This window comes from Flavobacterium sp. CLA17 (genome assembly GCF_013112255.2).
Taxonomy (GTDB): Bacteria; Bacteroidota; Bacteroidia; order Flavobacteriales; family Flavobacteriaceae; genus Flavobacterium; species Flavobacterium circumlabens.
The window spans coordinates 301,937-327,309 of record NZ_CP068294.1; the positions used below are offsets into that span (position 1 = coordinate 301,937).

Annotated in this window: 26 protein-coding genes and 1 pseudogene; 19 read left to right on the plus strand and 8 right to left on the minus strand. The window is 36.0% G+C overall.

The genetic code is table 11. From position 1 onward, the window contains the following. Positions 1 to 28: 28 nt before the first annotated feature. The 5 genes from hemA to HAV12_RS01285 form a co-directional block, all read right to left on the minus strand. Complete coding sequence (gene hemA, locus HAV12_RS01265; RefSeq protein ID WP_171568127.1) at positions 29 to 1,333, minus strand: glutamyl-tRNA reductase; 1,305 nt, start codon at positions 1,331 to 1,333, stop codon at positions 29 to 31. A 360-nt stretch (positions 1,334 to 1,693) separates the two neighbouring features. After that, entirely contained in the window at positions 1,694 to 2,290 is a 597-nt protein-coding gene (locus HAV12_RS01270; RefSeq protein WP_171568128.1) for a hypothetical protein, read from the minus strand. Positions 2,291 to 2,308: 18 nt separating this feature from the next. Further along, on the minus strand, positions 2,309 to 2,743 hold the full coding sequence (locus HAV12_RS01275; RefSeq protein WP_171568129.1) for a hypothetical protein: 435 nt from the start codon (positions 2,741 to 2,743) through the stop codon (positions 2,309 to 2,311). A gap of 134 nt (positions 2,744 to 2,877) precedes the next feature. Next, on the minus strand, positions 2,878 to 3,717 hold the full coding sequence (locus HAV12_RS01280; protein WP_171568130.1) for a DUF5777 family beta-barrel protein: 840 nt from the start codon (positions 3,715 to 3,717) through the stop codon (positions 2,878 to 2,880). A gap of 28 nt (positions 3,718 to 3,745) precedes the next feature. Continuing rightward, positions 3,746 to 4,135: a hypothetical protein gene (locus tag HAV12_RS01285; RefSeq protein ID WP_171568131.1), complete on the minus strand. Its 390-nt coding sequence runs from the start codon at positions 4,133 to 4,135 to the stop codon at positions 3,746 to 3,748. 170 nt (positions 4,136 to 4,305) lie between these two features. Here HAV12_RS01285 and HAV12_RS01290 point away from each other — a divergent pair, with 170 nt between their 5' ends. The 9 genes from HAV12_RS01290 (at position 4,306) to HAV12_RS01330 (ending at position 11,753) form a co-directional block, all read left to right on the plus strand. After that, the gene (locus tag HAV12_RS01290) at positions 4,306 to 4,674 is read left to right on the plus strand and encodes a hypothetical protein (protein WP_171568132.1); all 369 of its coding nucleotides are present in this window, start codon (positions 4,306 to 4,308) and stop codon (positions 4,672 to 4,674) included. Between the two features lie 77 nt (positions 4,675 to 4,751). After that, a complete protein-coding gene (locus HAV12_RS01295) occupies positions 4,752 to 5,234 on the plus strand; it encodes a YceI family protein (RefSeq protein WP_240345215.1) in 483 nt (160 codons plus the stop codon). A 57-nt stretch (positions 5,235 to 5,291) separates the two neighbouring features. Beyond that, positions 5,292 to 5,831: a YceI family protein gene (locus HAV12_RS01300; RefSeq protein ID WP_171568133.1), complete on the plus strand. Its 540-nt coding sequence runs from the start codon at positions 5,292 to 5,294 to the stop codon at positions 5,829 to 5,831. Between the two features lie 134 nt (positions 5,832 to 5,965). Further along, positions 5,966 to 6,832: an AraC family transcriptional regulator gene (locus HAV12_RS01305; RefSeq protein WP_171568134.1), complete on the plus strand. Its 867-nt coding sequence runs from the start codon at positions 5,966 to 5,968 to the stop codon at positions 6,830 to 6,832. Between the two features lie 314 nt (positions 6,833 to 7,146). Continuing rightward, positions 7,147 to 8,160: a ferrochelatase gene (hemH, locus tag HAV12_RS01310; RefSeq protein WP_171568135.1), complete on the plus strand. Its 1,014-nt coding sequence runs from the start codon at positions 7,147 to 7,149 to the stop codon at positions 8,158 to 8,160. A 148-nt stretch (positions 8,161 to 8,308) separates the two neighbouring features. Beyond that, the gene (locus HAV12_RS01315) at positions 8,309 to 8,857 is read left to right on the plus strand and encodes a CopD family protein (RefSeq protein ID WP_171568136.1); all 549 of its coding nucleotides are present in this window, start codon (positions 8,309 to 8,311) and stop codon (positions 8,855 to 8,857) included. A gap of 129 nt (positions 8,858 to 8,986) precedes the next feature. Next, positions 8,987 to 10,402 (plus strand): ATP-binding protein, encoded by a 1,416-nt coding sequence (locus HAV12_RS01320; RefSeq protein ID WP_132033201.1) that lies wholly within the window; start codon positions 8,987 to 8,989, stop codon positions 10,400 to 10,402. Between the two features lie 10 nt (positions 10,403 to 10,412). Then, entirely contained in the window at positions 10,413 to 11,195 is a 783-nt protein-coding gene (locus tag HAV12_RS01325; RefSeq protein WP_171568137.1) for an enoyl-CoA hydratase/isomerase family protein, read from the plus strand. Positions 11,196 to 11,354: 159 nt separating this feature from the next. Then, positions 11,355 to 11,753 carry a hypothetical protein gene (locus HAV12_RS01330; RefSeq protein ID WP_171568138.1) on the plus strand — a complete coding sequence of 133 codons (399 nt, stop codon included), beginning with the start codon at positions 11,355 to 11,357 and terminating at the stop codon, positions 11,751 to 11,753. Positions 11,754 to 11,995: 242 nt separating this feature from the next. Here the strand turns inward: HAV12_RS01330 and HAV12_RS01335 are convergent, their stop codons facing one another. The 3 genes from HAV12_RS01335 to HAV12_RS01345 form a co-directional block, all read right to left on the minus strand. Beyond that, complete coding sequence (locus HAV12_RS01335) at positions 11,996 to 12,649, minus strand: metal-dependent transcriptional regulator (protein ID WP_171568140.1); 654 nt, start codon at positions 12,647 to 12,649, stop codon at positions 11,996 to 11,998. An 89-nt stretch (positions 12,650 to 12,738) separates the two neighbouring features. Next, positions 12,739 to 14,610: an Nramp family divalent metal transporter gene (locus tag HAV12_RS01340; RefSeq protein WP_171568141.1), complete on the minus strand. Its 1,872-nt coding sequence runs from the start codon at positions 14,608 to 14,610 to the stop codon at positions 12,739 to 12,741. Positions 14,611 to 14,684: 74 nt separating this feature from the next. Beyond that, a complete protein-coding gene (locus HAV12_RS01345) occupies positions 14,685 to 15,074 on the minus strand; it encodes a Fur family transcriptional regulator (protein ID WP_171568142.1) in 390 nt (129 codons plus the stop codon). A gap of 94 nt (positions 15,075 to 15,168) precedes the next feature. Between HAV12_RS01345 and HAV12_RS01350 the strand changes: the two genes are divergently transcribed. The 10 genes and pseudogenes from HAV12_RS01350 (at position 15,169) to HAV12_RS01390 (ending at position 25,257) form a co-directional block, all read left to right on the plus strand. After that, positions 15,169 to 15,513: a MerC family mercury resistance protein gene (locus HAV12_RS01350; protein WP_171568143.1), complete on the plus strand. Its 345-nt coding sequence runs from the start codon at positions 15,169 to 15,171 to the stop codon at positions 15,511 to 15,513. A gap of 4 nt (positions 15,514 to 15,517) precedes the next feature. Then, positions 15,518 to 16,429: an NAD(P)/FAD-dependent oxidoreductase gene (locus HAV12_RS01355; protein WP_171568144.1), complete on the plus strand. Its 912-nt coding sequence runs from the start codon at positions 15,518 to 15,520 to the stop codon at positions 16,427 to 16,429. Positions 16,430 to 16,598: 169 nt separating this feature from the next. Further along, the gene (locus HAV12_RS01360) at positions 16,599 to 18,896 is read left to right on the plus strand and encodes a TonB-dependent receptor (protein ID WP_171568145.1); all 2,298 of its coding nucleotides are present in this window, start codon (positions 16,599 to 16,601) and stop codon (positions 18,894 to 18,896) included. A gap of 174 nt (positions 18,897 to 19,070) precedes the next feature. After that, entirely contained in the window at positions 19,071 to 19,535 is a 465-nt protein-coding gene (locus tag HAV12_RS01365) for a thioredoxin fold domain-containing protein (protein ID WP_171568146.1), read from the plus strand. Positions 19,536 to 19,553: 18 nt separating this feature from the next. Continuing rightward, the gene (locus HAV12_RS01370) at positions 19,554 to 20,741 is read left to right on the plus strand and encodes a lycopene cyclase family protein (protein ID WP_171568147.1); all 1,188 of its coding nucleotides are present in this window, start codon (positions 19,554 to 19,556) and stop codon (positions 20,739 to 20,741) included. 3 nt (positions 20,742 to 20,744) lie between these two features. Further along, positions 20,745 to 21,260 (plus strand): M48 family metallopeptidase, encoded by a 516-nt coding sequence (locus HAV12_RS22870; RefSeq protein ID WP_240345216.1) that lies wholly within the window; start codon positions 20,745 to 20,747, stop codon positions 21,258 to 21,260. A 33-nt stretch (positions 21,261 to 21,293) separates the two neighbouring features. Beyond that, positions 21,294 to 21,383, plus strand: a pseudogene (locus HAV12_RS22875) (hypothetical protein); the annotation flags it as partial. 261 nt (positions 21,384 to 21,644) lie between these two features. Next, positions 21,645 to 23,123, plus strand: a complete 1,479-nt coding sequence (locus HAV12_RS01380; RefSeq protein WP_171568148.1) for a S41 family peptidase — start codon at positions 21,645 to 21,647, stop codon at positions 23,121 to 23,123. Positions 23,124 to 23,220: 97 nt separating this feature from the next. Continuing rightward, positions 23,221 to 23,631 carry a BrxA/BrxB family bacilliredoxin gene (locus HAV12_RS01385; protein WP_029271207.1) on the plus strand — a complete coding sequence of 137 codons (411 nt, stop codon included), beginning with the start codon at positions 23,221 to 23,223 and terminating at the stop codon, positions 23,629 to 23,631. Between the two features lie 267 nt (positions 23,632 to 23,898). Continuing rightward, positions 23,899 to 25,257: a rhodanese-related sulfurtransferase gene (locus tag HAV12_RS01390; RefSeq protein WP_171568149.1), complete on the plus strand. Its 1,359-nt coding sequence runs from the start codon at positions 23,899 to 23,901 to the stop codon at positions 25,255 to 25,257. The last annotated feature ends 116 nt before the right edge of the window (positions 25,258 to 25,373 follow it).

A 25,373-nucleotide genomic window follows, 5' to 3' on the forward strand; every position in this document is an offset into this window, starting at 1 on the left:
GAAATTAAGGAACCTTATTTTAAACTGTTTATGACAGATTGATTTTGTATTTTTCTTCGACTGCTGAAGGAGTATTTTTTGGTGCAAGCTGTCCTATTTGAAATACTTTTTCAATAAACTCAATACTTTCATCCAATGAAGTATTTTCATTTTTTAAGTGAGTTGCAAATTGATTTGTTATTTTTTGAATAATTCTGGAGCTGATTAAATCTGCCTGAGCTTCATCATAATTGCTTGTTTTCTTTTTTTGAAAAGCCAGTTCACCGGCTACAATATCACTTAGTTTTGCTTTTAATGCATGAATAGTCGGGGCATATTTTCGACCATTTACCCAGGTATTCAATTCTAATTTCATGTCCTCAATGATAGCTTCGGCAGCAGGAATATGCTGTTTTCTTCTTTCCAGCGTGTCATCTGTAATTTGAGACAAATAATCCAAATGTATTAAAGTTACTCCCGGTATTTGTTCTACATCCGGATTTACATTTCTTGGAATGGATAAGTCCAAAATCAATAAAGGTTTCTTTAAATTCAGCAATGTTTTGTCGATCGTTGGATTTTGTGCTCCTGTAGCTACGACCAGTACATCTGCCTGTTGTATTTCTTCTTGTAAATTGGCGTAATCTTTTACGATAACATTCAGTTTTCCGGCCAATTTTTCGGCCTTGTTTTTTGTTCTGTTTATAAGGGTGATATGCCCGTTTTTAGTATGTTTTACTAAATTTTCACAGGTATTTCTTCCTATTTTTCCTGTTCCGAATAATAAAATGTTTTTGTTTCCGATCTCTTCTACATTTCGGATAATATATTGAACTGATGCAAACGAAACGGATGTTGCACCAGAAGAAATTTCAGTATCTGTTTTGATTTTTTTGCTTGCCTGAATAACGGAGTTAACTAAACGATCCAGGAATGTATTTACTAAACCTTCTAATTTACTATGATTAAAAGCGTTTTTAATCTGGCTGATGATTTCAAAATCACCCAAAATCTGACTGTCTAAACCTGTTCCTACGCGAAACATGTGGTTAACAGCTTCCTGATTCTTATAGATGTAAGCAACCTCTCTAAATTCTTCTACGGAACCATTGCTGTTTTCGCAAAGCAATTTGATTAATTCATATGGATGATTAGCAAAACCATATATTTCAGTTCTGTTACAAGTAGAAGTGACAATTAATGATTCTATACCTTCCGATTTGGCTTGTACCAGCAAATCAGATTGTGCTTTAGTATCTAAACTAAATTTTCCTCTAATAGTTGCATCTGCTTTTTTATAACTTAAACCTAATGCGTAAAAAGTAGTGGTTTTGGACATGTTAAATTTTTCCATATTATGCTTTCCTTAAAAAGTTCAACAAAATTATTACTAACTAATTTATAAAAACAACGCTAGAGGTACTTTTTATATCGCTATGGAATAAATTGATTCAAATTAGCGATTCTAAATAGTATTTATCGCCATTTACAATGATATCAAGCATTCAATAATGTGTTATATATACTTATTCTAAATAATAACCTTGTTTTTGTCTTAAACGATGTGCGAAAAAATATCGCTATGGGTTCGATAAATGCAATTACTATTTATAAATGATTCACATTCATCTTATTAATTAGTGTGTATTTATAATAAAGTATAGTAATTTAAATAAAAACGCTACCCGGGCAGGTAGCGTTTTTGAGAAGAAAATTATTTTTGAACTATAGGAGTTCTCAATGATTCTAAAACAGCAACAATATCAGTATAAAGTTCTGTATTAGCAGCAACACCATTTGCATTGGCTGCTGCTCCTACATATCCTACGAATTTTGTATAATCCGCAGTACTTGATTTTGTTCCCATACGAGGATTTGTCGCAGGATCATGCGCAGCTACCATATTCAAACCAGAATAGGTATTTACAGCATTTGTACCTCCCGTGTTGAACGAAAAGAAATCAGTCAGATTGTCTGATAATTTAGCAATATTCGTAGATTGGGTAGTTCCTGTTTCTGCTAGTACAGGGGCAAAATGTGCTTGTAAATTCCCTGCAGCATTAGATTGAACGTCGGCAACAATTAATCCTATAGTTGAATTTACTACTTTACGGAAACTCAAACGCCCCTGTTCGATCATTTGACCTGAATTATCCGGATCGGAAACCATTTTAGTTCCGCCTAAACGCTCATAAATAGATGCTTTTACAACCGGTGGTGCCGGAGCGTCATCATCATTGCTACTACAGGAAATCAGAGTTGCAGATGTAACGAGTAATACACTAAGTGTAATTTTAGAATAAATTTTCATAATAATAATATTAAAGGGTTAATTAAAAAATTGATTTACTTTTTTAGATAATCTGTAGCTCAGACTATTTTGATTTACAGGACAAACTTCTTTATTCGCCAAATTTTCAGGTAAAATATAACGTTGAGCGTCATACTGTCTTTTCGCCATTAATTGGTCGTATACCTTTTGAGAATTAGTGATTTTATTGTTGTGGAAATAAACAACCACATTTCTTTTAACGATTATCGAATCTGAGGTTAATCCCTTAATAGATCTTAAATCTGAACATATTTGTTTGGCCTGAACAGAATCTATGTTGGTTTTAAAATCGATTCGGCTTACTTGCAGATTTGGAGTTTCGTAAACAGCAGGCTTAGCCGTAATAATGTGGAAAAGAAGAATGGCGAAAAATAAGACAGTAATTATCAATCCCATCCAAAGTCCTTTTTTTATTATTTTGTTGATTTTCATAAAGCTGATTTTTAAAATGATTGGATTTTAAAAACTATATACGGGTACTCTTTTGGCTTGGTTTTACTAAAAAGCAGTAAAGCCTTAGTTTAGAATAATTTTAAATAACTCAAACGTTGTAGACTGAAGTAATTTTAGAATACCCTCGCAAGATTAAACCCGAAGAAAACATCCCCTTTTGTCCAGTCTCCGGTTGTTCTTCCAAGATATCCGGCTTCATCAATTGCCTGAGAACTTGTAAAATGCATTTGAAAAACGTGCCCGCCCGTTTCTAAATCAAAGCCTATAGATAATGGATTTTTATAAAGAGAATTTGCGGCTCTGTTTAAGTGTGCGGCATAATCAACATTTAAAGACCAGCGTTTCGCAAATTTATATCTGCCTCCGAAGCCTACTGCATATTGGGAATTACTTTGCTCTGTATCTTCAACAAAATTTTGATGAAAAAAGGATGGCACTATTTCTAAAGAAAGCCTTTCAGAAAATTTTCTGGAAATTAAGAGTTGCGCTACATAAGTCAGCCTGTTTTGAAATTGAAGTTTCGGATAAAGACTTTCTTTTAGTGTATTGTTAATAGACAAACTGTTAAATCCGGCAATTGCCACAGGAAAACCGTCTTTTATTTGAGGAAACAGTGTATATTTTGTTGCAAAGTCATACGCAAATTCACTTCGGGCGGCACTTATGTTAAGTCCGTTGGTTAATCCGTAGATGAATTTTATCTGGGTATTGGCATTATCCAGCCCGTAGAAGCCTTCGAAGCCATCTTTTACAGAACCGAACCGGTGCGCAACAACAAAGTACAAATCTCCTTTTGCCGCCAGTTTTGTAGATTCCAGATTAACGATCTTCAGGGCTTTAAACGCAGATGTGACCTTTTCCTTTGTAACGGGCGTCTCTACTCCGGACAATAAGTCGTCCTGGGAATAGGTTAATAATGGAAATAAAAATAAGAATAGAATGAGCTTTTTCATGTGGTTAGTTTTAAATTGTTATTTGTTTTTAGTGTACAACTGAAGATTGATCTATTTTAAATTCCTGTAACAGTTCATCATATCCTAAAAAACGTCCTTTGATTTTTAGCATTTTACCAGGCGTAATATCTTTTGGTAAAGGATCTTTGAATGTTGCAAATATTTTTTCGCCCATAACAATTCCATTACTGGCGGTATCAATAGTGGTTACTTGTGCGGTCAATTCAATCGTTTTGTCCTGGTATTTGAGGTAAGCCAGACTATCATTTGAAGTAAATTCTTTTTCGAGCCCGTGAACGGTCACTACATAATCTGCAGTTTCTGATTTGATATCCCTATGCCCTTTATAGCTGTAGAGGTAAACCGAAATTCCGATTATCAGGAAAAGTGAAATTGTTATAAGTATTTTTTTTCTCATGGCTGGTTTTTAGTGTTTCGAATTATCTACGTTAAAAAATACCTATTGGATTTAAATGGTCAAATATGCGTTTTGCCAAATCTGTATCATTCATTTCAACGTATATGTCTTCAAAATGATTTTGCAGTTCGTAAAATCATTTATGCTTTATAAACTAAAAACCAATTGCTATGAATTTAAAAACGCTCTTCGTCGGTTTATCTTTTGCTTCAGTTTTTGTGAGCTGTACCAATGATGATCCCAGTACTTTAATGGACACCGCTCCAATTACAGGTTTGGCAACATACAATATGAATGTGAAATCTATTATTGATAATAACTGTGTGGTGTGTCATGCAACAGTTCCTAAAAATGGAGCTCCTATGTCCTTAGTTACCTATGACCAGGTGAAAAATGCGGTTTTAAATCGTGGATTGCTTACCCGAATTTCTTTAGAAAACGGGAATAGTTTATTAATGCCACAAGGCGGACCAAGATTGCCACAAACTACAATCGATGTGATTAAAAAGTGGGAACAAGATGGATTATTAGGGCAATGATTTACAGTAGAATCATAAAAAAAACCGTACTACTACCAATCCTATTGGCTTCATTCGTTGTTTTTTCGCAGGAAAAAATGTTAACTAAATCAGGAACAATAACTTTTGAAGCTTCAGTCCCTTCTTTTCAGCCAGTCATGGGAACCAACAGTAGTGTAACCTTTGTTTTAAATCCTGCAACAGGAGAAATTGCAAGCCTGGCTTTAATGAAAGGATTCCAGTTTGAAATGGCTTTGATGGAAGAACATTTTAATGAAAATTACATGGAAACGGATAAATATCCCAAAGCTATTTTTAGAGGACAAATAGAAGGATTTGACACAAATAATTTGACTGAAGATTATAAAGATTATATAATAAAAGGAAAATTAGAACTTCACGGTAAATCGAAAGATATAAAGGCTACTGCAAAAATTACCAAGACGAGTTCCCGAATTACCATTATTTCAGATTTCGGAGTAAATGCCAGTGATTTTAGCATCCCAATTCCATCACTGATTAAATACAAACTTGATGATAAAGTCAAAGTTCAGATGATTGCTGTTTTAAAACAGAGCTAAAACAATTACACCGTTGATAGGAATAAAATGCCACAAAATTAACTTAAAATCAAAAACATGAAAAAAATCATACTCATAGGAATGTTGTATGTTTCTGCGGTTGGCTTTTCGCAGCAAAAAATGATCAGTAAATCGGGAGAGATTACTTTTGAAGCCTCAGTTGCTTCTTTTGAAGAAGTTAAGGCAACCAATTCCAGTGTTACTTTTGTGCTGAATCCCGCAACGGGAGAAATTGCCAGCCTGGCTTTAATGAAAGGATTTCGATTCAAAGTCGCTTTGATGGAAGAACATTTTAATGAAAATTATGTTGAAAGTGACCAATATCCAAAAGCAACATTCAAAGGAAAAATAGAAGGATTTGATCCAAGCAGCTTGACCGCAAATCCTAAGGATTTTATTATAAAAGGAAAATTGGAACTTCACGGAAAATCTAAGGATATCACCACCACAGCAAGAATAAGCAAATCAGCATCGGGAATTAGTATCGGGTCTGCTTTTAGTGTGAATGCCAGCGATTTTAATATTGCCATACCGTCCCTCGTTAAAAGCAAGATTTCTAATAAGATAAACATTCAGATCGATGCGGTTTTGAAATAACGGATCAAAACAATAAAGATTTTATAAATTTAGGAGCAAGTAAACAATAAACCATCAAAAAGATTTAATTTTGAAAGGTAATTATTCGTTTTAGTAAAAAACGACAATAGTAACCTGAATAAAGTAAATCAAAAATGGAGGAAGAAATAAAAATTGAAGACGACTTTACGCTGATCCGTTTTCAAAACGACAGTTCAGAACCTTTTTTTGCTCAGCGTGAAGTGGGTAGTGGTTTGATACAGTTTCATTTCGGACTAAAAGGCAATGCCAAATTTTTGTTTAATCAGGGTAATTATGCTTTGGAACTAAAGGAGGAAAAATCGCTGCTTTTGTACAATCCGCAGAAGGAGTTACCGCTTCATTTAGACCTTGCTCCAAATTCGTGGGTGATTTCTGTTATTGTTTCAATTAAGAAATTTCACGCGTTGTTTTCTGCAGAAGCCAATTATATTACATTTTTAAGCCCGGACAATAAAGATAAAAAGTATTATAACGAAGGAAACATCAGTCCGTCAATGTCGATTGTATTGAGTCAGTTGTTTCATTACAATCTTCATCCCTCCATAAAGAACCTCTATTATAAAGGTAAAGGATACGAATTGCTGAGTTTGTATTTTAACAGAACCGAAGATCCAAATGCAGAACAATGTCCGTTTTTAATTGATGAAGACAATGTTTTGAAAATCAGAAAAGCCAAAGAAATTATTATCGCCAATATGGCTGAACCTCCGGGTTTACAGGAACTGGCCGATGAAATTGGATTGACTTTGAAGAAACTGAAAATGGGTTTCAAACAAATTTACGGCGACACAGTCTACGGTTTTCTGTTTGATTACAAAATGGATTTCGCCAGAAAACTGCTGGACAGCGGATCTTACAATGTAAATGAAGTAGGATTGAAAATTGGTTACAGCACCGGAAGTCACTTCATTGCGGCATTCAAGAAAAAATTTGCCACAACTCCCAAAAAATACCTGATGTCGATTAATACGAATGTTTAGGGTTAAATAAATAATATTTTGTTTCACGCAGATTTTGCAGATCGGGCAGATTTATTTTAGGATACATTATAAATAAACGGTGATCTATTCGCTTGATTTTTTAAAATCTGCTTTATCTGCGGGCTAATTTTTAGACAAACTATTCATTCGTTAGCAACAGATGTAAAGCATATGAAATCAATTTTTGATATGCAACAATAAGTAAAAAGTAATAATTATCATATTTCCAAAACGTATTATCAAATACTTTTGGCGAAAATTAACCTAACAAATGCTTAAAGCCTAAAGCTTAAAGCCTAAAGCAAAATAACATAATGAAAGGCGTATTATTAGTAAATTTAGGATCTCCCGAAAGTCCAACCCCAAAAGACGTAAAGCCGTATTTAGACGAATTTTTAATGGATAAGTACGTGATCGACGTTCCGTATTTATTGCGGGCTTTATTAGTTCGAGGGATCATTCTGAGAAAAAGACCGGAAGAATCAGCACATGCTTACGCAAAAATATGGTGGGACGAAGGTTCTCCGTTAGTTGTTCTTTCCGAAAGAATGCAGAAGAAAGTGCAGCCCTTGGTAAACGTACCGGTTGCATTAGCAATGCGTTACGGAAGCATGACAATCGAAAAAGGACTTCAGGAATTGCATGATAAAGGAGTTACTGAGGTAATGCTTTTTCCTTTATATCCGCAATATGCCATGGCTTCGACTTTGACCATTTTAGTTAAGGCCGAAGAAATCAGAAAGAAGAAATTTCCACAAATGACTTTTACTGATGTTCCTGCTTTTTACAACAAACCCGATTATATTAAAAACCTGGCCGATTCAATTCAAAAACATCTGGCAGGATTTGAATACGATCATTTATTGTTCTCCTACCACGGAATTCCGGAACGCCATATTCGTAAAACAGATATAACCAAATCACATTGTAAAATTGACGGTTCTTGTTGTAACACGCCATCTCCGGCGCATGATTTTTGTTACCGTCACCAATGTTACGAAACGACAAGACAAGTGGTGAAGTTATTAGGACTTCCGGCCGATAAATACAGTCTGACTTTTCAATCCAGATTAGCAGGGGATAAATGGCTGGAGCCTTACACGGATATTGAAATTGATAAAATGCCGGCAAAAGGAATCAAAAATCTGGCAGTTGTAACACCGGCTTTCGTTTCGGATTGTTTAGAAACACTGGAAGAAATTGCCATGCGTGCCAAAGAAGATTTTGAGGCAAACGGAGGTGAGCAGTTTCTGGCTGTTCCGTGTCTGAATGACGGCGACGAATGGTGTCAGACCGTGAGTAACTGGATTAACGACTGGGCAAAATAGAAGAAAGAGAATAGAAGAAAGAATAAAGAGAAAAGACTTTATGATGGACATAAGTTGTGTTCGAAATAATAGTTGTTTCAGGTTTAAGGTTTCAAGTTATAATCAACTTTAGAAAAAACCTTAAACTTGAAACTTGAAACAAATAACAATGGAATATTATAACTACTTAAAATCGTTACATCTTATTTTTGTAATAACCTGGTTTGCCGGTTTGTTTTATATTGTGCGTTTGTTTGTGTATCAAATTGAAGCCAGCCAAAAACCATCTCCGGAAAAAGAGATTCTACAAGCGCAATACAAAATAATGACGTACCGTTTGTGGTACATTATTACCTGGCCCTCGGCAATTTTGGCGAGTATTTTTGCTTTTTGGATGCTGCTTTTTACCGACTTAGGAAATGCCTGGCTTAAAATGCCGTGGATGCACGTAAAATTGTGTTTCGTTTTTCTGCTTTATTTGTACCATGCAAAATGTCATCAGATTTTCAGGCAATTGCAAAATGATGAGGTGAAATATTCCAACAATTTTATGCGTTTATGGAATGAAGGCGCCACTATCATATTATTCGCGGTTGTTTTTTTAGTAGTTTTAAAAAGCGCTATCAACTGGATTTTCGGCGTAATCGGAATCTTTTTGTTCTCCATTATCATTATGCTGGGCTTTAAATTTTACAAGAGAATAAGAGAAAAAAAATAGTTATGAGTTATGAATTATGAGTTGTAAGTTTATGACGCATAACTCATAACTTATAATTCATAACTTAAAAATATGTTGAACAACTTCAAAATGTCGATGCTTTCATTGCGTATCAGGATTTTCCTGTCGATGATCGTATTGATTGTTGTAGCATCTTTTTTACTGGCTTCTATTTCTATTATTCAATTTAAAAATGAAGCCAAGGAATATCACCAGGAACGTTTGGAACGTAAGGAAAATGCGGTTAAAGAACACATTAACTATGTGCTTTCCACAACAACATATCCTTTGAAAACGGGAAATCTGGATTTAATTTTTAAAGATAAAATCCATGAGTTAGCCCAGATTCATAAAATTGAAATTAATATTTACAGCCTCGACGGGAAATTGCTTAAATCTTCCAAAGAATCTTTTGCTGTAGACAAAGCGCCGCCGCCAATTCCGGAGTATATCCTGAAACTGGTCCGGTCTTCCATCGAAAAGCGTTTTGTAGATATTAAAACCATAGATGGCGTTAAAAACAGATCGTCTTACAGCTTAATTAAAGATGAAAAGTTCAAACCACTTGGAATCCTCAATCTCCCTTATTTAGAAGATGACGGTTATTATGACAACGAATTGAATACATTCTTAATTCGTTTAAGTCAGGTGTATTCCTTCATGCTTTTGGTGGCCTTTGCCCTGGCTTATTTTCTGTCGACCTACATCACAAAATCGTTAAAAACAATTTCAGACAGACTGGAAGAAACCAATCTGGATCAGAAAAACGAGAAGATTGTTCTGGAAGCCAATAGCAAAGAAGTAAACTTTCTGATTAAAGCCTACAACGGAATGGTCGATAAGCTGGAAACCAGTGCGGTCAAACTGGCGCAAAGCGAACGTGAAGAAGCCTGGCGCGAAATGGCGAAGCAAGTGGCGCACGAAATTAAAAATCCGCTTACGCCAATGCGCTTGACGGTACAGAGTTTTCAACGAAAATTTGATCCCACGGCTCCGGATGTAAAGCAGAAACTAAACGATTATTCCGAAACTTTAATTCAGCAGATTGATACCATGACCGCTGTTGCGTCTGCATTTTCGAATTTTGCTTCCATGCCGGCACAACAAAACGAAACCTTAAACGTGGTTGAGGTTGTAGAGCTTTCAGTGGATATTTTTAATGAAGAATATATTGTTTTTGAAAGCCAGGAGCAGGAAATCATTTCTAAAATGGATCGTACACAGTTAATCCGTGTAATTACCAATCTGGTTAAAAATGCAACGCAGGCCATTCCGGAAAGTCAGTTTCATAAATCTATTGTAGTTTCGGTGAAGCGCCGGAATGATAATGTCGAAATAGCCGTAAAAGACAACGGAATCGGGATTCAGAAACAGGATACCGGCAGGATTTTCGAACCAAAATTCACAACCAAGACTAGTGGAATGGGTCTTGGACTCGGAATTATAAAAAACATCATCGAAAATTACAAAGGAACAATTACCTTTGAATCAACTTACGGAAAAGGAACCACATTCAGAGTTTCCTTACCGATCACAAACTCATAAATTCAGCGTCATGAACTACGAAAATCTTTTAATCGCAATCGAAGAAAAAATTGCAACCGTAACAATAAACAGGCCTACAAAACTAAATGCGTTAAACAAAGCGACCATTAGTGATTTAAGTAAAGCCGTAAAATTGTTAGCAAAAAATGATGACGTTCGTGTGATTATCATTACCGGAAGCGGCGAAAAAGCATTTGTGGCCGGAGCTGATATTTCAGAATTTGCCAATTATACAATTGTCGAAGGTGCTCAGTTAGCAGCTGAAGGACAAGAAACGTTATTTGATTATATTGAAAATTTAAAGAAACCCGTAATTGCTGCCGTTAATGGTTTTGCATTAGGCGGTGGATTAGAACTCGCAATGGCCTGTCATTTCAGAGTAGCTTCAGACAACGCTAAAATGGGATTGCCGGAAGTAACTTTAGGATTGATTCCGGGTTATGGAGGAACGCAGCGTTTGCCTCAGTTAGTTGGTAAAGGCCGTGCGATGGAAATGATTATGACCGCAGCCATGATTTCTGCAGAAGAAGCCAAACAAAATGGTCTGGTGAATCACGTCGTGTCTCAGGCGGAACTTTTAGAGTTTACGAAAGGAATCGCCCAAAAAATCATTAAAAATGCTCCATTTGCAATCAGCAGAGCTATAAAAGCTATTAATGCGAATTACAAAGATGGAAAAGATGGTTTTGAAACCGAAATAAAATCTTTCGGAAAATGTTTCGGAACTCAGGATTTTAAAGAAGGAACAACAGCATTCTTAGAAAAACGCAAAGCTGAATTTACAGGAAAGTAAAGTTTATACCACAGAGATTTGACAGAGATTCACAAAGGAAAAATTTAAGACAAAGCTTTGTGTAACTTTGAGTAGCTTTGCGGTAAAACAACGCAAAGCTACTCAAAGTAATTAAAAACGTAGAACCTTAGCATCTCAGAACCTTAGAACCTTAAAAAAATGTACGAACCTATATTCGCTCTTTTTTGCGAACGCGTCAAAGAAAGCATTCAAAATGGCACTTTTGCCAAACTGACCTTAGCCAAAACGATTGGCGATACAGAGATCAAGAACATCTATTTTCGTTTGGTATTAAACGAAGACAATACCTATTCAATTTCACTGACAACTCGCTATAAAACCGAAGAAATAGAAAGCATTCATACTTTAGACGAAGCTTTATTGGTCTTGGGAACCTATATTAAAAATCCGTTTTTGACCGCTTTATTGTTTACAACAGACAATGATGTGACTTTTAAAGTAAACAAAAAGAACGCCGGAAGTATTATCGAACAAGAGCCAACTTTTAAAAATGCGTCACCGGTAATGCTCGAAATGATAGAAAAGGGTATTGTTTAATATCAGGGATTGATTGGAGGAGCTAATCCCGCTATCCGTTACAATCTTTTATGGCGAACCCCGCCATAAAAGGATTTCCACTGCTATCGGGGCTAGAATGCACCTGGTTTATCAGGTTGAGCGAAGTCGAAGCTCCCGTCTGCTGAATTGCTTTGCCAGACTTCGACTTCGCTCCGTCTGACAAAAGAATAAGACCTTTGAGAACCTCTGTGCAGCTCGTCGTGAATCTCCGTGAAATAATCCTAAACCAGCTTCACAAACAGATTCGAAGCAATTTTATTAGAGATCGACAATTCTCTGCCATCAACTTTAATTTTGACAGATAAATCAAAAGACTCTTTAGACATAAATTCTATTTTTGATCCCAAAGCAATTTCCTGTTTGTCCAGATATTTCAGGAATTCTGAGGAAGTATCTTTTACGCCTACACAAACTCCGGTTTGCCCTTCATTTAATTCAGACAGCAGGTATTTCTCAATTTTAACAATGCGTCCGTTAGCATCCGGAATCGGGTCACCATGCGGGTCTTCGGTCGGATTTCCCAGAAAATCGTCCAGGCGGTTAATCAATTGTTCCGATTTAATGTGTTCGAGTTGTTCCGCAATATCGTGAACCTCATCCCAGGAGAAATTTAGTTTTTCAACCAAAAACACTTCCCACAAACGGTGCTTTCGAACAATCATTTTTGCGGCCAGTTTACCATTTTCGGTCAAAGAGACACCCTGATACTTTTTATAATGAACCAAATCTTTATCCGCCAGCTTTTTAAGCATATCCGTAACCGAGGAAGCTTTCGTTTCCATCATTTCTGCAATAGCGTTCGTACTCACTTCCGAATCATTGGAAGTAGTAAGGTGATATATCGATTTTAGATAATTTTCTTCTGAAAAAGTCATTTTTTTATTTTTTGAGGTTCAAAGTTGCAAAGGTACAAAGGCTCATAGTTTCTAAGCCTTTGTACCTTTTTCGCTCTGGAACTTTGCACCTATTTTTTAACAATCAACAAAGGTATCGAAATTTTATGTCTCAATTTGTCTACGGTTGTTCCAAATAAAATATCTTTTAATCCGGTGTGACCGTGGGTTCCCATGACCAAAACATCAAAATTACCGGCGTTGATAATCTTCGGAATCACAGAATTAGGTTTTCCGAAGCCGAGTTCTGTTTCGATTTTGAAACCCTTCTGCGAAAGTATTTCTTTATATTCCAATAGTAATTTTTCGTCTATGCTGGTTTCATGATCATCAACATGACCTCCATAGAGTAAAGCACCGACGGTTTCCACAATATGAATTAAGGTATATTGCGCATCAATTCCACCCAATTCAAAGGCATTGTTTAGTGCTGCTTCATCTGCTTTGGAAAAATCTACAGAAATTGCAATGTTTTTCTTGCTGTAAGTTTCTCTTGGGGAATATTGTAATTTTAAATGATGGGGCGAATGGTTCTCAATATTTGATTTTGCCCTTGCGATAAATGGTTTTGCTATGATGTATAACAATAAAGCAAGAAAACTAAAAGCAAGCGGAACAACTGTAACCCATAAAATGATTGGATGATTTGAATTCTCAAGCCAGGAAGTAATTTCATCGTAAACCAATTTAGCATTTAACGAAACGATGATCAGGGCAATAATCCAGGCAGCGACCTGGGTTGTTCGCGAAATATGAAACCCTTTCATTTTGGTTTTATCGCTCACAAAATGGATGAGCGGAATAATAGCAAATCCCAATTGTAAACTCAAAATAACCTGACTCAGGATCAATAATTTTCCGGTTACGCTTTCGCCATAAATCAAAATTACGATAACGGCAGGTACAATGGCGATTAAACGGGTTATGATTCTTCGTACCCACGGCTGTATGCGTAAATTCAGATAACCTTCCATTACAATTTGTCCGGCTAAAGTTCCTGTTACAGTCGAACTCTGTCCGGCAGCAATTAAAGCTACTGCAAATAAAATCGGAGCCCATTTCGTTCCCAGTAAAGGCTGTAAAAACTGATGTGCATCCTGAATCTCCGCAACTTCAAACATTCCGTTTTTGTAAAATGTGGCTGCGGCCAAAATCAAAATAGCAGCATTGACGAAAAAAGCAAGGTTTAGAGCAATAGTAGAATCTATAAAGTTGTATTTCAAAGCCTGTTTGATTCCCGCCGGAGTTCTGTCGAATTTTCGGGTTTGTACCAAAGAAGAGTGTAAGTATAAATTGTGGGGCATTACAGTCGCGCCAATAATTCCGATGGCGATATACAAAGCAGCAGAATTTGGCATTGACGGAATAAGTCCGTACAGCACTTTGTCCAGCTCCGGTTCGGCAAAGATCATTTCGAAAATGAATGAAAATCCGATAATCGCGACCAGAACAATTATAAACGCTTCCATCTTGCGGATACCTTTGTTGATCAGGAAGAGTAATAAAAAAGTATCTAAAACCGTAATCAAAACACCTTCGATCAACGGAATATCAAAAAGAAGGTTGATTCCGATCGCCATTCCTAAAACTTCTGCCAAATCACAGGCCGCAATCGCAATTTCGGCCAGAAAGTATAAAATGTAATTGATAAACTTCGAGTACGTTTCCCGGGAAGCTTGTGCTAAATCCCGTTGAGTTACAATTCCAAGACGGGCACTTAAACTTTGAAGCAACAAAGCCATTAAATTACTCATTAATAAAACCCAAAGTAAAGAGTAACCAAATTGGCTACCTCCGGCAATGTCTGTTGCCCAGTTTCCGGGATCCATATAACCTACACTTACTAAATAGGCCGGACCTAAAAAGGCTAATATTTTTCTGAATCCTGTTTTTTTATGCTCTGTTGCAACCGATTGGTGCACTTCTTCTAAAGATTTGGTCATTGTAGAAATGTTGTTTGAACAAATATAGGTATAAATTACATTTGCGCAACAATATTTTTAGGCAAGTCTAAAATCTAAATGTTAGAATTTAAACAATTCGGACACAATCCCGATAAGGTAAAATTGATGTCATTGACTTTGTAATTATGCGGAATGATATAACTAGGTTTTACACTTTCAAGACAAGTGATCTCAAGACAGTTTTCACAGCTGAAATGAGCATGATTGTGTATCGTAACCGGATGCGCATGATGGCATTTCGCATACTTAACCGTACCGTCAAGACCTACAATTTTATGCACAATATCGTCATTGACCAAGCGATCCAATATTCTGTAAACCGTAACGCGATCGCATAAATCAGCGGTTAATTTATAAATTTCGGTATGGGACAGTGCTGTTTTAGATTTGCCAAAAATCTCTAAAACGGCCGTCTTTGCTGTGGTATTACGTGCTGTTTTCATTCGTTGAGAATTAAAATATATTAACGCAACTATGTTGCTATTTAAAAATTAGTGTATATTTGCAACAAAATTGCATTAAGTAAATATACAAGAAATGAAGAAAGTTTCAACATCCCTTTACGATATTTTAGGAATTTCAAGTGCGACCATTTGTCTGGTGCATTGTTTGGTTTTTCCGTTGCTTACCATTCTGCCTTTGGGGTTAAGTCATAATCCTTTTGTCGATTTGACTTTTGCCACCATAGGATTATTTGCAATTCTCAAAATTATTAAAAAATCAAGCTTATTGGTAGCAAGTATTCTTATTATTTCAATGTCTTTGATTTGGATTAGTGTTTGGAGCGAACTTTTTCTGGACATTCATCTGAATCTGATCTTTATTGGCGGCATCGGAATGATCATTGGACATTTTCTAAATTATAAATCTCATAAAAAATAAAATCATGATACACGACACAAACTTTGAAGTTATTATTATCGGCGGAAGTTACAGCGGACTCTCAGCCGCAATGAGTTTAGGACGTTCTTTACGAAACGTTTTGGTGATTGACAGCGGTTTGCCTTGTAACCGACAAACACCACATTCGCATAATTTTATTACACAAGATGGCGAGAAACCTGCCGTTATTTCGGCGAAAGCCAAAGTGCAGGTCGATTTTTACGATACCGTTCAGTTTTATAACGGATTGGCAATAAGTGCCATTAAGATCGAGAGCGGATTTGAAATTAAAACAGAATCCGGAAAAGTGTTCCTTTCCAAAAAAGTGTTGTTCGCAACCGGTGTAAAAGATTTATTGCCGGAAATTGCCGGTTTTGCGGAATGCTGGGGTATTTCCATTATACATTGTCCTTATTGTCATGGCTATGAAGTAAAAACTGAGAAAACGGCCGTTATTGCCAATGGTGATATGGGTTTTGAATATGCCAAAATGATTTCGAACTGGACCAAAGACCTGCGACTGATCACAAATGGAAAATCAACTTTAAGTTTAGAACAAACTCAAATCCTGAAGAAACATAAAGTTGAAATTATTGAAGAAGAAATCGTCGCCATAGATCATGAAAATGGGAATGTTCAACAAATTATCTTTCAAAATCAGTCCAAAATAGCAGTAAAAGCTATTTATTTTAAGGCACCTTTTCAGCAACATTGCCCTTTACCGGAATCGTTAGGTTGTGAATTAACGGAACAGGGTTTACTGAAAGTCGATGCTTTTCAGAAAACTACGGTTCCGGGAGTGTATGCCAGCGGAGATTGCCATATTCAGGCAAGATCAGTTGCGATGGCAGTTTCTTCAGGGTCTTTTGCCGGAGCCATGATCAATAAAGAACTAATTGATGAATCCTTTGTCTAGCCATTACTTTTTTTGCCACAGATTGAAAGATTAATCCTTCTAATCTGCGAAATCTGTGGCAAATATAACCGCAATTCGTTGAATTATAAAGGGTTTAAATATTTTTAACTTCATAAAGCATATATGTCAAATTTAATTTTTAGTTTTGTCTAAATTTAATTTTAAAATAATGAAAAAACTATTTTTGATATTGCTTTTGTTTGGTTTACACTATTCGTATGCGCAGGAAACTTCTGTTATCTCTGGATTTGTCTCGGCGGAAGGCCATAAATTGCAGTTGGCAAACATTCATTTGGCAGGAACAAAACATAAAACGGTTACCGATAGTTTAGGATATTATAAATTAGAAAATGTTGCTGTTGGAAATTACACCATTCAGGTCTCTCAAATGGGTTTTCAGACTTTGAAAAAGAAAATAGAAGTAGTCAAGGATTCTATTCAATCGTATGATTTCGAATTGACCGATAATGAAAATCAGCTCAATGAAGTGGTCGTTTCCGGAACTTTAAAAGCCGTAAGACGATTGGAAAGTGCTGTTCCGGTTGAGGTTTATTCACCGGTTTTCTTTAAGAAAAATCCAACGCCAAGTATTTATGAAGCGCTTCAAAACATCAATGGTGTGCGACCTCAGCTCAATTGCGGCGTTTGTAATACCGGTGATATTCACATTAACGGACTGGAAGGCCCTTATACGTTGGTTTTAATTGACGGAATGCCAATTGTCAGCAGACTTTCAACAGTTTATGGATTGTCCGGAATTCCGAATTCTCTGGTAGAAAGAATTGAAATCGTAAAAGGCCCGGCTTCTTCTTTGTACGGAAGTGAAGCGGTTGGCGGTTTGATTAACATTATTACCAAAAACCCAACCAACGCGCCGCTGTTTTCTGCTGATGTTTTTTCGACCACCTACTTAGAAACCAATGTTGATTTGGGAATGAAATTCAATCCAACCAAAAAAGCAACGACACTTTTGGGAATCAATTACTTCAATTACAATGAGGTTATTGATAAGGATAAAGATAATTTTACGGATGTAACGCTGTCTGAAAGAATTTCGGTTTTTAACAAATGGAGTTTTTTACGCGATGATAATCGTTTGTTTACCATCGCAGCACGCGGAATGTACGAAGATCGCTGGGGCGGGGACGTGCGCTGGGAAAAAAAGTACCGTGGTGGGGATGAAATTTACGGAGAAAGTATTTATACCAAACGCGGGGAATTGATCGGAAGTTACCAATTGCCTTTTGAAGAAAAATTGATGCTTTCGTTCTCCGGAAATGTACATTATCAGGACAGCCGTTACGGAACTACATCCTATATTGCCAATCAAAAAATTGGTTTTCTGCAACTGACCTGGGATAAAAAGATAGGCCGAAATGATTTCCTTGCCGGAATTGCCAATCGATATTCCTATTATGATGATAATACTACCGCTACAAAAGAAGCCGAAAGTACCTGGCTCCCCGGAATTTTTGTTCAGGATGAAATTACGCTTTCTCCCAAAAGTCAGGTTTTGTTAGGAATGCGTTACGATTACAACTCGATTCACGGATCGATTTATACACCACGAGTGGCATACCGGTGGAAAAAGAATGAAAATACGATTTTCCGTCTGAACGCCGGAACCGGATTTCGTGTAGTGAATTTATTTACCGAAGATCACGCAGCACTTACGGGTTCCAGGGATGTGGTCATTAAAAGTGATTTAAAACCCGAACAATCGGTGAATGTAAATCTGAATTATATTCAAAAGATAAACTTTACCAACGGAACTTTTATCGGAATTGAAACTACAGCTTTTTATACGCGATTCAGTAATAAAATCATATCGGATTATGAAACGGATCCGAATAAAATCATTTACGACAACATTAATGGCTATGCGTTGAGTCAGGGAATCAGCACGAATGTAGATCTAAATTTTCCGTCAGGATTAAAGTTTATTGTCGGCGCGACTGTTCTGGATAACAAAAACGTGGAAAACGGAGTTTCCCAAACGCCTTTTTTAACCGAGAAATTTACGGCAACCTGGAGTGTGTCATACAAAATAGATTCGATGAATTTATTATTGGATTATACCGGAAATGTTTACAGTCCAATGAAGTTGCCCTTGTTGAGTGATTTAGATCCAAGAAGCCCGAAGTCACCCTGGTACAGTATTCAGAATATTCAGTTTACGTACTTTGGATGGAAGAATTTTGAACTTTACGGCGGAATCAAGAACTTACTGAACTTTACACCTAAGCAAAACAATCCATTTTTGATTTCCAGAACCAATGACCCTTTTGACAAAAACGTGCAAACTTCTGATGGTACGGCTATTGGCATGAGAGGTAACGTAGTTCCAAAAGGCCAAATAGTGGATACTCCGGATAATCCGTATGGTTTAACTTTTGACACGACTTATGTTTATGGTCAAAATCAAACGATTCGCGGGTTTTTCGGACTGCGGTATACTTTGCGATAAAAGTTTAATACCACAGATTAAAATGATTCTGAAAGTGATTGTCATCCTTAGCTAAGTTGAGGGCTTTTAAGCAGGAGCGGGCTTCGACTTCGCTCAGCCTGACAAGGATTGTCAAAAAGCAGAAAAAAAATTCGTGTAAATTCGTGCAATTCGTGGCAAAAAAAACAACAACAAATGAAAAAGCTAACGTTAATTATCTTCTTTTTTGGAACTACTTCAACAGGATTCTGCCAGCTTAAAAGCAGCTCTTTTGAGGAAGTTGATCGTTTGCAGCACATTCAAAAGCGAAAAATAATCGTTTTTATCCATACCGATTGGTGTCAGTTTTGCCAGAGAATGAAAAGTACCACTTTCAAAAATCAGGAAATAATTCAAAAACTGAATTCAGATTTTTACTATGTGGATTTTAATGCCGGTGAAAAACGAGCTATCACATTTAATAATCAGGTTTTTAACTATCGGCCATCAGGCAATAACGTTGGCGTTCATGAATTGGCTTTGCAATTAGGAACGGTGAACAATCAGATCGTGTATCCGGTGTTATGCGTTTTGAATGAGAAAAGTGAGATCATTTTACAGTACAATAATTATCTCGGGCCTAAAGATTTTAATCTTCTTTTGGAAAAATTGAAAGAATAAAATTCCTTATTTTTGAGAATGCAATCTTCACAAATCAAACATTTCAATTATATTTTTACCGGAACAGGTTTATCGGCATTGATGGCGGTTTATAAAATGGTGTTGTCCGGAAAATTTTCTGATAAATCAATTTTATTACTAGATGAAGACGCGAAAAAGACCAATGACAGAACCTGGTGTTTTTGGGATAAAGAAGAATCTCTTTGGGATTCGATAATTTTCAAAAAATGGGACTCGGCTTTGTTTGCCAACGAAGATTTCAAACGAGATTTAGATCTGATCCCTTATCAATACAATCAAATTCGTGGATTAGACTTTTATAATTTTGTTTTTCAAACTGTTTCAAAGCAATCCAATATTACTTTTTTAATGGAAAAAGTAACGGATATCAATGAACTCGAAACCCATGTTTTTGTGGGAACAGAAGCCAACCGATATACTTGTGATTATCTATTCAATAGTATTTATACCAGATCTTTTGCTTTGGGCCAGACGAAATATCCTGTTTTGCAGCAGCATTTCGTGGGTTGGTTTGTAAAAAGTGAATCTGAAATCTTCCATCCGGAACAAGCCACTTTTATGGACTTTTCGGTAGAACAAAGAGGAAATACACGTTTCATGTACGTTTTGCCCACTTCTAAAACCGAAGCTTTAGTAGAATACACACTGTTTTCTGGAAATCTTCTTCCTACAGCAGAATATGAGAATGAGATTCAGATCTATTTAAGAAATCTTGGAGCTGATCAATATGAAATTATCGAAAAGGAGCGGGGCAGTATTCCAATGACCTGTTTTCCTTTCTGGAAAAAAAACACAAAACGCGTTTTAAATATTGGCACGGCTGGTGGCTGGACCAAAGCCAGTACGGGTTATACGTTTAAAAATTCAGATAGAAAATCATCTGAATTAGTAGAGTTCCTACAACACAATCCTGCTCCAAAAATGGTATTATTTCATCAAAAAAGCAGGTTCTGGTTTTATGATTTGCTGCTTTTGGATATCCTGCATCGCCATAATGAATTAGGAAGTTCTATTTTTTCTTCCTTATTCAAAAATGGTAATCCGGCTTTGATCTTTAATTTTTTGGATGAAGAAACTACTTTTGTTCAGGATGTTAAAGTTATTTTAAAGTGCCCGAAGATGCCATTTATAAAAGCGTTATTTAGCGTGATTTTTCGCTCAAATAAATCTAACCAAAAACAGTAAACTTTGAAAAACATTACTTTAGGATTTAGCTTCTTTTTTACTCTTTTATCTTTTGGACAAGTTTCCACAAACAAAGCGCATGATGCATTAGTTGAAGAATTTTTGACGAATTGTGCAGAGAAACACAATTATGTTTATGAAATGACCGAATGGCAAAATTGCCTCGACGAAGGTCTGAAAAAAGACAGTACGGTCGCTTATTTATGGCAGCAGAAGGCAATGCCGTATTTTAAATGTAAAAAATATGAAGTTGGAATGTCATTTCTGGACAATGCTGTTTTGTACAACAAACAAGAGTGGTTACCGTATAGAGGTTTTATGAAATGTATTTTCTCAAAAAACTATAAAGACGCGATTAGAGATTTAGAAGAATGTATCAAGCTCTATGGAAATGGATATAGAATGGATCATACGTATAATTTTTATATAGCACTTTGTTACCTGCAGTTGAATGAATATGAAAAAGCAGAACAGCTTCTGGATGATTATGTAAATGATATTTATAAAAACAGGCAGTAATTAGAACATCCGACAGCCTATTTTTATCAGGGAATTGCTAAATATGAACTTAAAAAGTGGGACGAAGCAATTGCTGTTTTTGATAAGGCAATCAAAATCTATCCTGAATTCTCAGACGCTAAATACTACAAGGCCATCTGCTGGCTGAAACAGGGGAAACCAAAAGAAGAAGTAGTTGCATTAGTGGGTATTGCCAGAGAAGATGCGGCAAAAGGATTTTCGATTAATGAAGACAATACCATTTACGAAACCTATCCGTATCAGAAGAAATTCAGTAAATAAAAGTTGAATTATAGAAAATGACGTGCAAAAACAAAAAGTTCTTGCATTTCATTTTAATTATTTTTATTTTTAACAAGAAAATGTCAATTAAAAATGATTAAAATGAAAAGAATGTATTACATTTTGGCTTTAGGATTAAGTCTGATCCTGGGAACAGTGAATGCGCAGAAATTAGAAATTGAGAATCTTACAAAAGAAGATTACTTGTCAGATCTGCAATTAATGAAAGAGATTATCGAAACACAGCATCCGGATCCGTTTCGATTTCAAAGTAAGCAACAATGGGAAAACAATTTTACTCAAACGATTAAAAACATTAAAAAAAAGCCTGAATATTTAGAATTTCTAAATAATATTCCTAAAATAAGCGATGGCCATTTATCCGTTTCTGCTCCTGATGAGTTTAATATTGCATACATAAAAGAAAAATTATCTTATTTCCCGATCCCGCTAATCCTGCTTGAAAATCGTTTATTTGTTAATGTCAAATGCGCGGAGGTTCCATTTTTGAGTGAAATAATCTCGATTAATGGCCGGACGACTTTAAATATTATTACACAGATGTCCCAGCATATACAAGGAGAAGGAGCTATAAAAACAGGGATTGAAGATCAGATTTCAGATGATTTTGTTTCAAGCTATTCTTATTATATAGAGCCCTATGCTAAAACATTCGACATAGAATACAAAGAGCCATTAAGTCAGGAGCATAAAAAGACAACCCTGAAAGCTTCGGATTACTATGAAATATATTATAAGAGTTCACAAAAAGCAAGTCCAATCAACAGAGCAGAAATAAATAACTTTATTGACTATCAGTTTTATAAAAGAGAACTTACCGGAAAACTGACCGTGAACACCTTTGAATTATCAGAGCAAATGGCCTATCAAAACTTCAGTGATTTTTTCAAAAGAGTTAATAAAGAAAGTTACAAAAATGTCATAATCGACCTTCGCAATAATAAGGGCGGAAACCCGCAAATTGCAGCTATCTTATACTCGTTTATTACAAAAAGCAATTTTGAAAATAAATTTAATTTTAAGGCAAAAAACATTACTTTGGCACATCCGGAGTTTGTTGTAGGAGACAATGGAGCCAGAGTCAGTGAATCTGAAATTCGGGATTATGAAAATTTTCTGTATCAGAGATTTAATCTAAAGGACGGAATGTATATTGGCAATGAGAGACTAAAAGAAGGAGTGACCGAAAACTTTCCGGCAGACAAAGATACATTCTCAGGCAATGTTTTTATTGTAACCAGCGGTAACACCTATTCTGCAGCGGTATATTTTGCCAAATTAGTACAAGACAATAAACGCGGAACACTAGTCGGAAAGGAAACGGGTGGTAACGCCAACAATACTTTTGCAGGTTATTTTTTAAATTATAAGCTTCCTAAAACAAGAGCGATTTTACGATTTTCGTTTACGGATCTCTACTTTGGAGAGAATCCTCCAAAGGTAAATACGGGTATTATTCCCGAAATAAGCCTTACTATTGACCAAAGGATTAATTACTTAGTACAGGAGAAAGACCCGGATGTCAATTATATACTGGAAAAATTGATTATAAAAAAATAACAATCGAACTATAACAAAACTTTATACTTCAAATTAAGTAGTTGCGGGTAAACTTTGTAACTTTGCAGTTCAAAAGTAAAATTTAAAAGATAAAAATATGTATCCAGAAGAAATGGTAAAACCAATGCAGGCTGAATTGACTGCTGCAGGTTTTCAAGATTTACATAGTGCTGACGCTGTAGATAATGCTATCAAAGCTGAAGGTACCACTTTGGTTGTTGTAAACTCTGTTTGTGGTTGTGCTGCAAGAAATGCGCGTCCGGGAGCAAAAATGAGTTTAGAAGGAGCTAAAAAACCAGATCACTTAATTACAGTTTTTGCTGGTGTTGACAAAGAAGCGGTTGATGCTGCAAGACAACATATGTTCCCTTTTCCTCCATCATCGCCATCTATGGCTTTATTCAAAAACGGAGAATTGGTTCACATGTTAGAGCGTCACCATATTGAAGGACGCCCGGCTGAATTGATAGCTGAGAATTTGCAAGATGCGTTTAACGAGTATTGTTAATTTTTGAGGTTCTAAGGTACTGAGTTGCTAAGGTTCTAAGATTTTTATTTTTTAGGTTCAAAGTTGCAAAGGTACAGAGATACAAAGATTTTAAAAAGCACTATTAATTTAGTGCTTTTTTTGTTTTTTATAAAATCTTAATTCAAAACTTAGAACCTTAGCAACTCAGTATCTCAGAACCTTTGTAGCTATGAGCCTTTGCAACTTAGAACCTTTTTCCTTACTTTTGCAAAAAAATAATTTCTAAACTTAAAAACTGTTTATAGCATGCAACTGTACAACACTTTAAGCGCAGAAGAAAGAGCCATCATGATCGATGATGCCGGTAAACAACGACTAACGTTGTCTTTCTATGCGTATGCCAAAATTCAAGATCCCAAAAAATTTCGTGATGATTTATTTGTAGCCTGGAATAAGCTCGATGCTTTAGGCCGAATTTACGTTGCCAACGAAGGAATAAATGCCCAAATGAGTATTCCGGAAGAAAATTTGGAGACCTTTAGGGAAACTCTTGAAGTTTATGATTTCATGAAAGGCATACGACTGAATGAAGCGGTAGAACATGATGACCATTCGTTTTTAAAACTCACTATTAAAGTTCGTGATAAAATCGTTGCTGACGGTTTAAACGACGAAACTTTTGATGTAACCGATATAGGCGTTCACCTGAAAGCCAAGGAATTCAATGAAATTTTAGAGGATCCAAATACGATTGTAGTTGATTTTAGAAACCACTACGAAAGCGAAGTTGGACACTTTAAAAATGCTATTACTCCCGATGTTGAAACTTTCAGAGAGAGTTTACCGATCATCAACGAGCAGCTTCAAAATCATAAAGAGGATAAAAATCTGGTCATGTATTGTACCGGAGGAATTCGCTGCGAGAAAGCCAGTGCTTATTTCAAACATCAGGGCTTCAAAAACGTTTATCAGTTAGAAGGCGGAATCATCAATTACGCCAAACAAATTGAAGAAGAAGGTTTGGAAAGCAAATTCATCGGAAAAAACTTTGTATTCGATAATCGTCTTGGAGAAAGAATCACCGAAGATATTATTTCGCAATGCCATCAATGCGGAAAACCTTGTGACAACCATACCAATTGCGAAAATGACGGATGCCATTTGTTGTTTATTCAGTGTGATGAATGTAAAGCAGCAATGGAAAACTGTTGTTCTACGGAATGTCTGGATATTATCCACATGCCTTTGGTAGATCAGGTACGATTAAGAACCGGAAAACAAGTAGGAAACAAGGTTTTCAGAAAAGGGAAATCAGACAGTTTAAAATTCAAACATTCCGGCGAATTGCAAGATACGGCCTTGGCAACTGCTGCAAAACCTGCTGATATCCGTCAAAAAGTAAAAATCAAAAAAGCCTTGCTTGGAAAAGCGGAGCATTATTACGTAAAAGCAAAAGTCGGTCAATTTACGGTTGAAAACCAGACATTGCAAATTGGCGATAAAATCTTAATTTCCGGGCCAACAACAGGTGAGCAGGAATTGGTTTTAGACAAAATGATTGTTGACGGTGCTGAAACCACTACAGCAAATATTGGTGACAAAGTTACTTTTGAAGTTCCTTTCAGAATTAGGTTATCAGATAAAATATATAAGATTTTAGGGTAAATTTCCTTCAAAATAAACTCAGGAAAAACCTATTTTGCGCTAAACAAAATAGGTTTTTCTTTTTAACATCCCTTTAGTTTTAATCCATAAAAAGCAAACTAAAAAAAATACTATCT

What these genes read in the sequence shown, in the direction of transcription:
- hemA (WP_171568127.1), bottom strand. Translation starts at nt 1,333, where the DNA reads ATGGAAAAATTTAACATGTCCAAAACCACTACTTTTTACGCATTAGGT.
- HAV12_RS01270 (WP_171568128.1), bottom strand. Translation starts at nt 2,290, where the DNA reads ATGAAAATTTATTCTAAAATTACACTTAGTGTATTACTCGTTACATCT.
- HAV12_RS01275 (WP_171568129.1), bottom strand. Translation starts at nt 2,743, where the DNA reads ATGAAAATCAACAAAATAATAAAAAAAGGACTTTGGATGGGATTGATA.
- HAV12_RS01280 (WP_171568130.1), bottom strand. Translation starts at nt 3,717, where the DNA reads ATGAAAAAGCTCATTCTATTCTTATTTTTATTTCCATTATTAACCTAT.
- HAV12_RS01285 (WP_171568131.1), bottom strand. Translation starts at nt 4,135, where the DNA reads ATGAGAAAAAAAATACTTATAACAATTTCACTTTTCCTGATAATCGGA.
- HAV12_RS01290 (WP_171568132.1), top strand. Translation starts at nt 4,306, where the DNA reads ATGAATTTAAAAACGCTCTTCGTCGGTTTATCTTTTGCTTCAGTTTTT.
- HAV12_RS01295 (WP_240345215.1), top strand. Translation starts at nt 4,752, where the DNA reads ATGTTAACTAAATCAGGAACAATAACTTTTGAAGCTTCAGTCCCTTCT.
- HAV12_RS01300 (WP_171568133.1), top strand. Translation starts at nt 5,292, where the DNA reads ATGAAAAAAATCATACTCATAGGAATGTTGTATGTTTCTGCGGTTGGC.
- HAV12_RS01305 (WP_171568134.1), top strand. Translation starts at nt 5,966, where the DNA reads ATGGAGGAAGAAATAAAAATTGAAGACGACTTTACGCTGATCCGTTTT.
- hemH (WP_171568135.1), top strand. Translation starts at nt 7,147, where the DNA reads ATGAAAGGCGTATTATTAGTAAATTTAGGATCTCCCGAAAGTCCAACC.
- HAV12_RS01315 (WP_171568136.1), top strand. Translation starts at nt 8,309, where the DNA reads ATGGAATATTATAACTACTTAAAATCGTTACATCTTATTTTTGTAATA.
- HAV12_RS01320 (WP_132033201.1), top strand. Translation starts at nt 8,987, where the DNA reads ATGATCGTATTGATTGTTGTAGCATCTTTTTTACTGGCTTCTATTTCT.
- HAV12_RS01325 (WP_171568137.1), top strand. Translation starts at nt 10,413, where the DNA reads ATGAACTACGAAAATCTTTTAATCGCAATCGAAGAAAAAATTGCAACC.
- HAV12_RS01330 (WP_171568138.1), top strand. Translation starts at nt 11,355, where the DNA reads ATGTACGAACCTATATTCGCTCTTTTTTGCGAACGCGTCAAAGAAAGC.
- HAV12_RS01335 (WP_171568140.1), bottom strand. Translation starts at nt 12,649, where the DNA reads ATGACTTTTTCAGAAGAAAATTATCTAAAATCGATATATCACCTTACT.
- HAV12_RS01340 (WP_171568141.1), bottom strand. Translation starts at nt 14,610, where the DNA reads ATGACCAAATCTTTAGAAGAAGTGCACCAATCGGTTGCAACAGAGCAT.
- HAV12_RS01345 (WP_171568142.1), bottom strand. Translation starts at nt 15,074, where the DNA reads ATGAAAACAGCACGTAATACCACAGCAAAGACGGCCGTTTTAGAGATT.
- HAV12_RS01350 (WP_171568143.1), top strand. Translation starts at nt 15,169, where the DNA reads ATGAAGAAAGTTTCAACATCCCTTTACGATATTTTAGGAATTTCAAGT.
- HAV12_RS01355 (WP_171568144.1), top strand. Translation starts at nt 15,518, where the DNA reads ATGATACACGACACAAACTTTGAAGTTATTATTATCGGCGGAAGTTAC.
- HAV12_RS01360 (WP_171568145.1), top strand. Translation starts at nt 16,599, where the DNA reads ATGAAAAAACTATTTTTGATATTGCTTTTGTTTGGTTTACACTATTCG.
- HAV12_RS01365 (WP_171568146.1), top strand. Translation starts at nt 19,071, where the DNA reads ATGAAAAAGCTAACGTTAATTATCTTCTTTTTTGGAACTACTTCAACA.
- HAV12_RS01370 (WP_171568147.1), top strand. Translation starts at nt 19,554, where the DNA reads ATGCAATCTTCACAAATCAAACATTTCAATTATATTTTTACCGGAACA.
- HAV12_RS01380 (WP_171568148.1), top strand. Translation starts at nt 21,645, where the DNA reads ATGAAAAGAATGTATTACATTTTGGCTTTAGGATTAAGTCTGATCCTG.
- HAV12_RS01385 (WP_029271207.1), top strand. Translation starts at nt 23,221, where the DNA reads ATGTATCCAGAAGAAATGGTAAAACCAATGCAGGCTGAATTGACTGCT.
- HAV12_RS01390 (WP_171568149.1), top strand. Translation starts at nt 23,899, where the DNA reads ATGCAACTGTACAACACTTTAAGCGCAGAAGAAAGAGCCATCATGATC.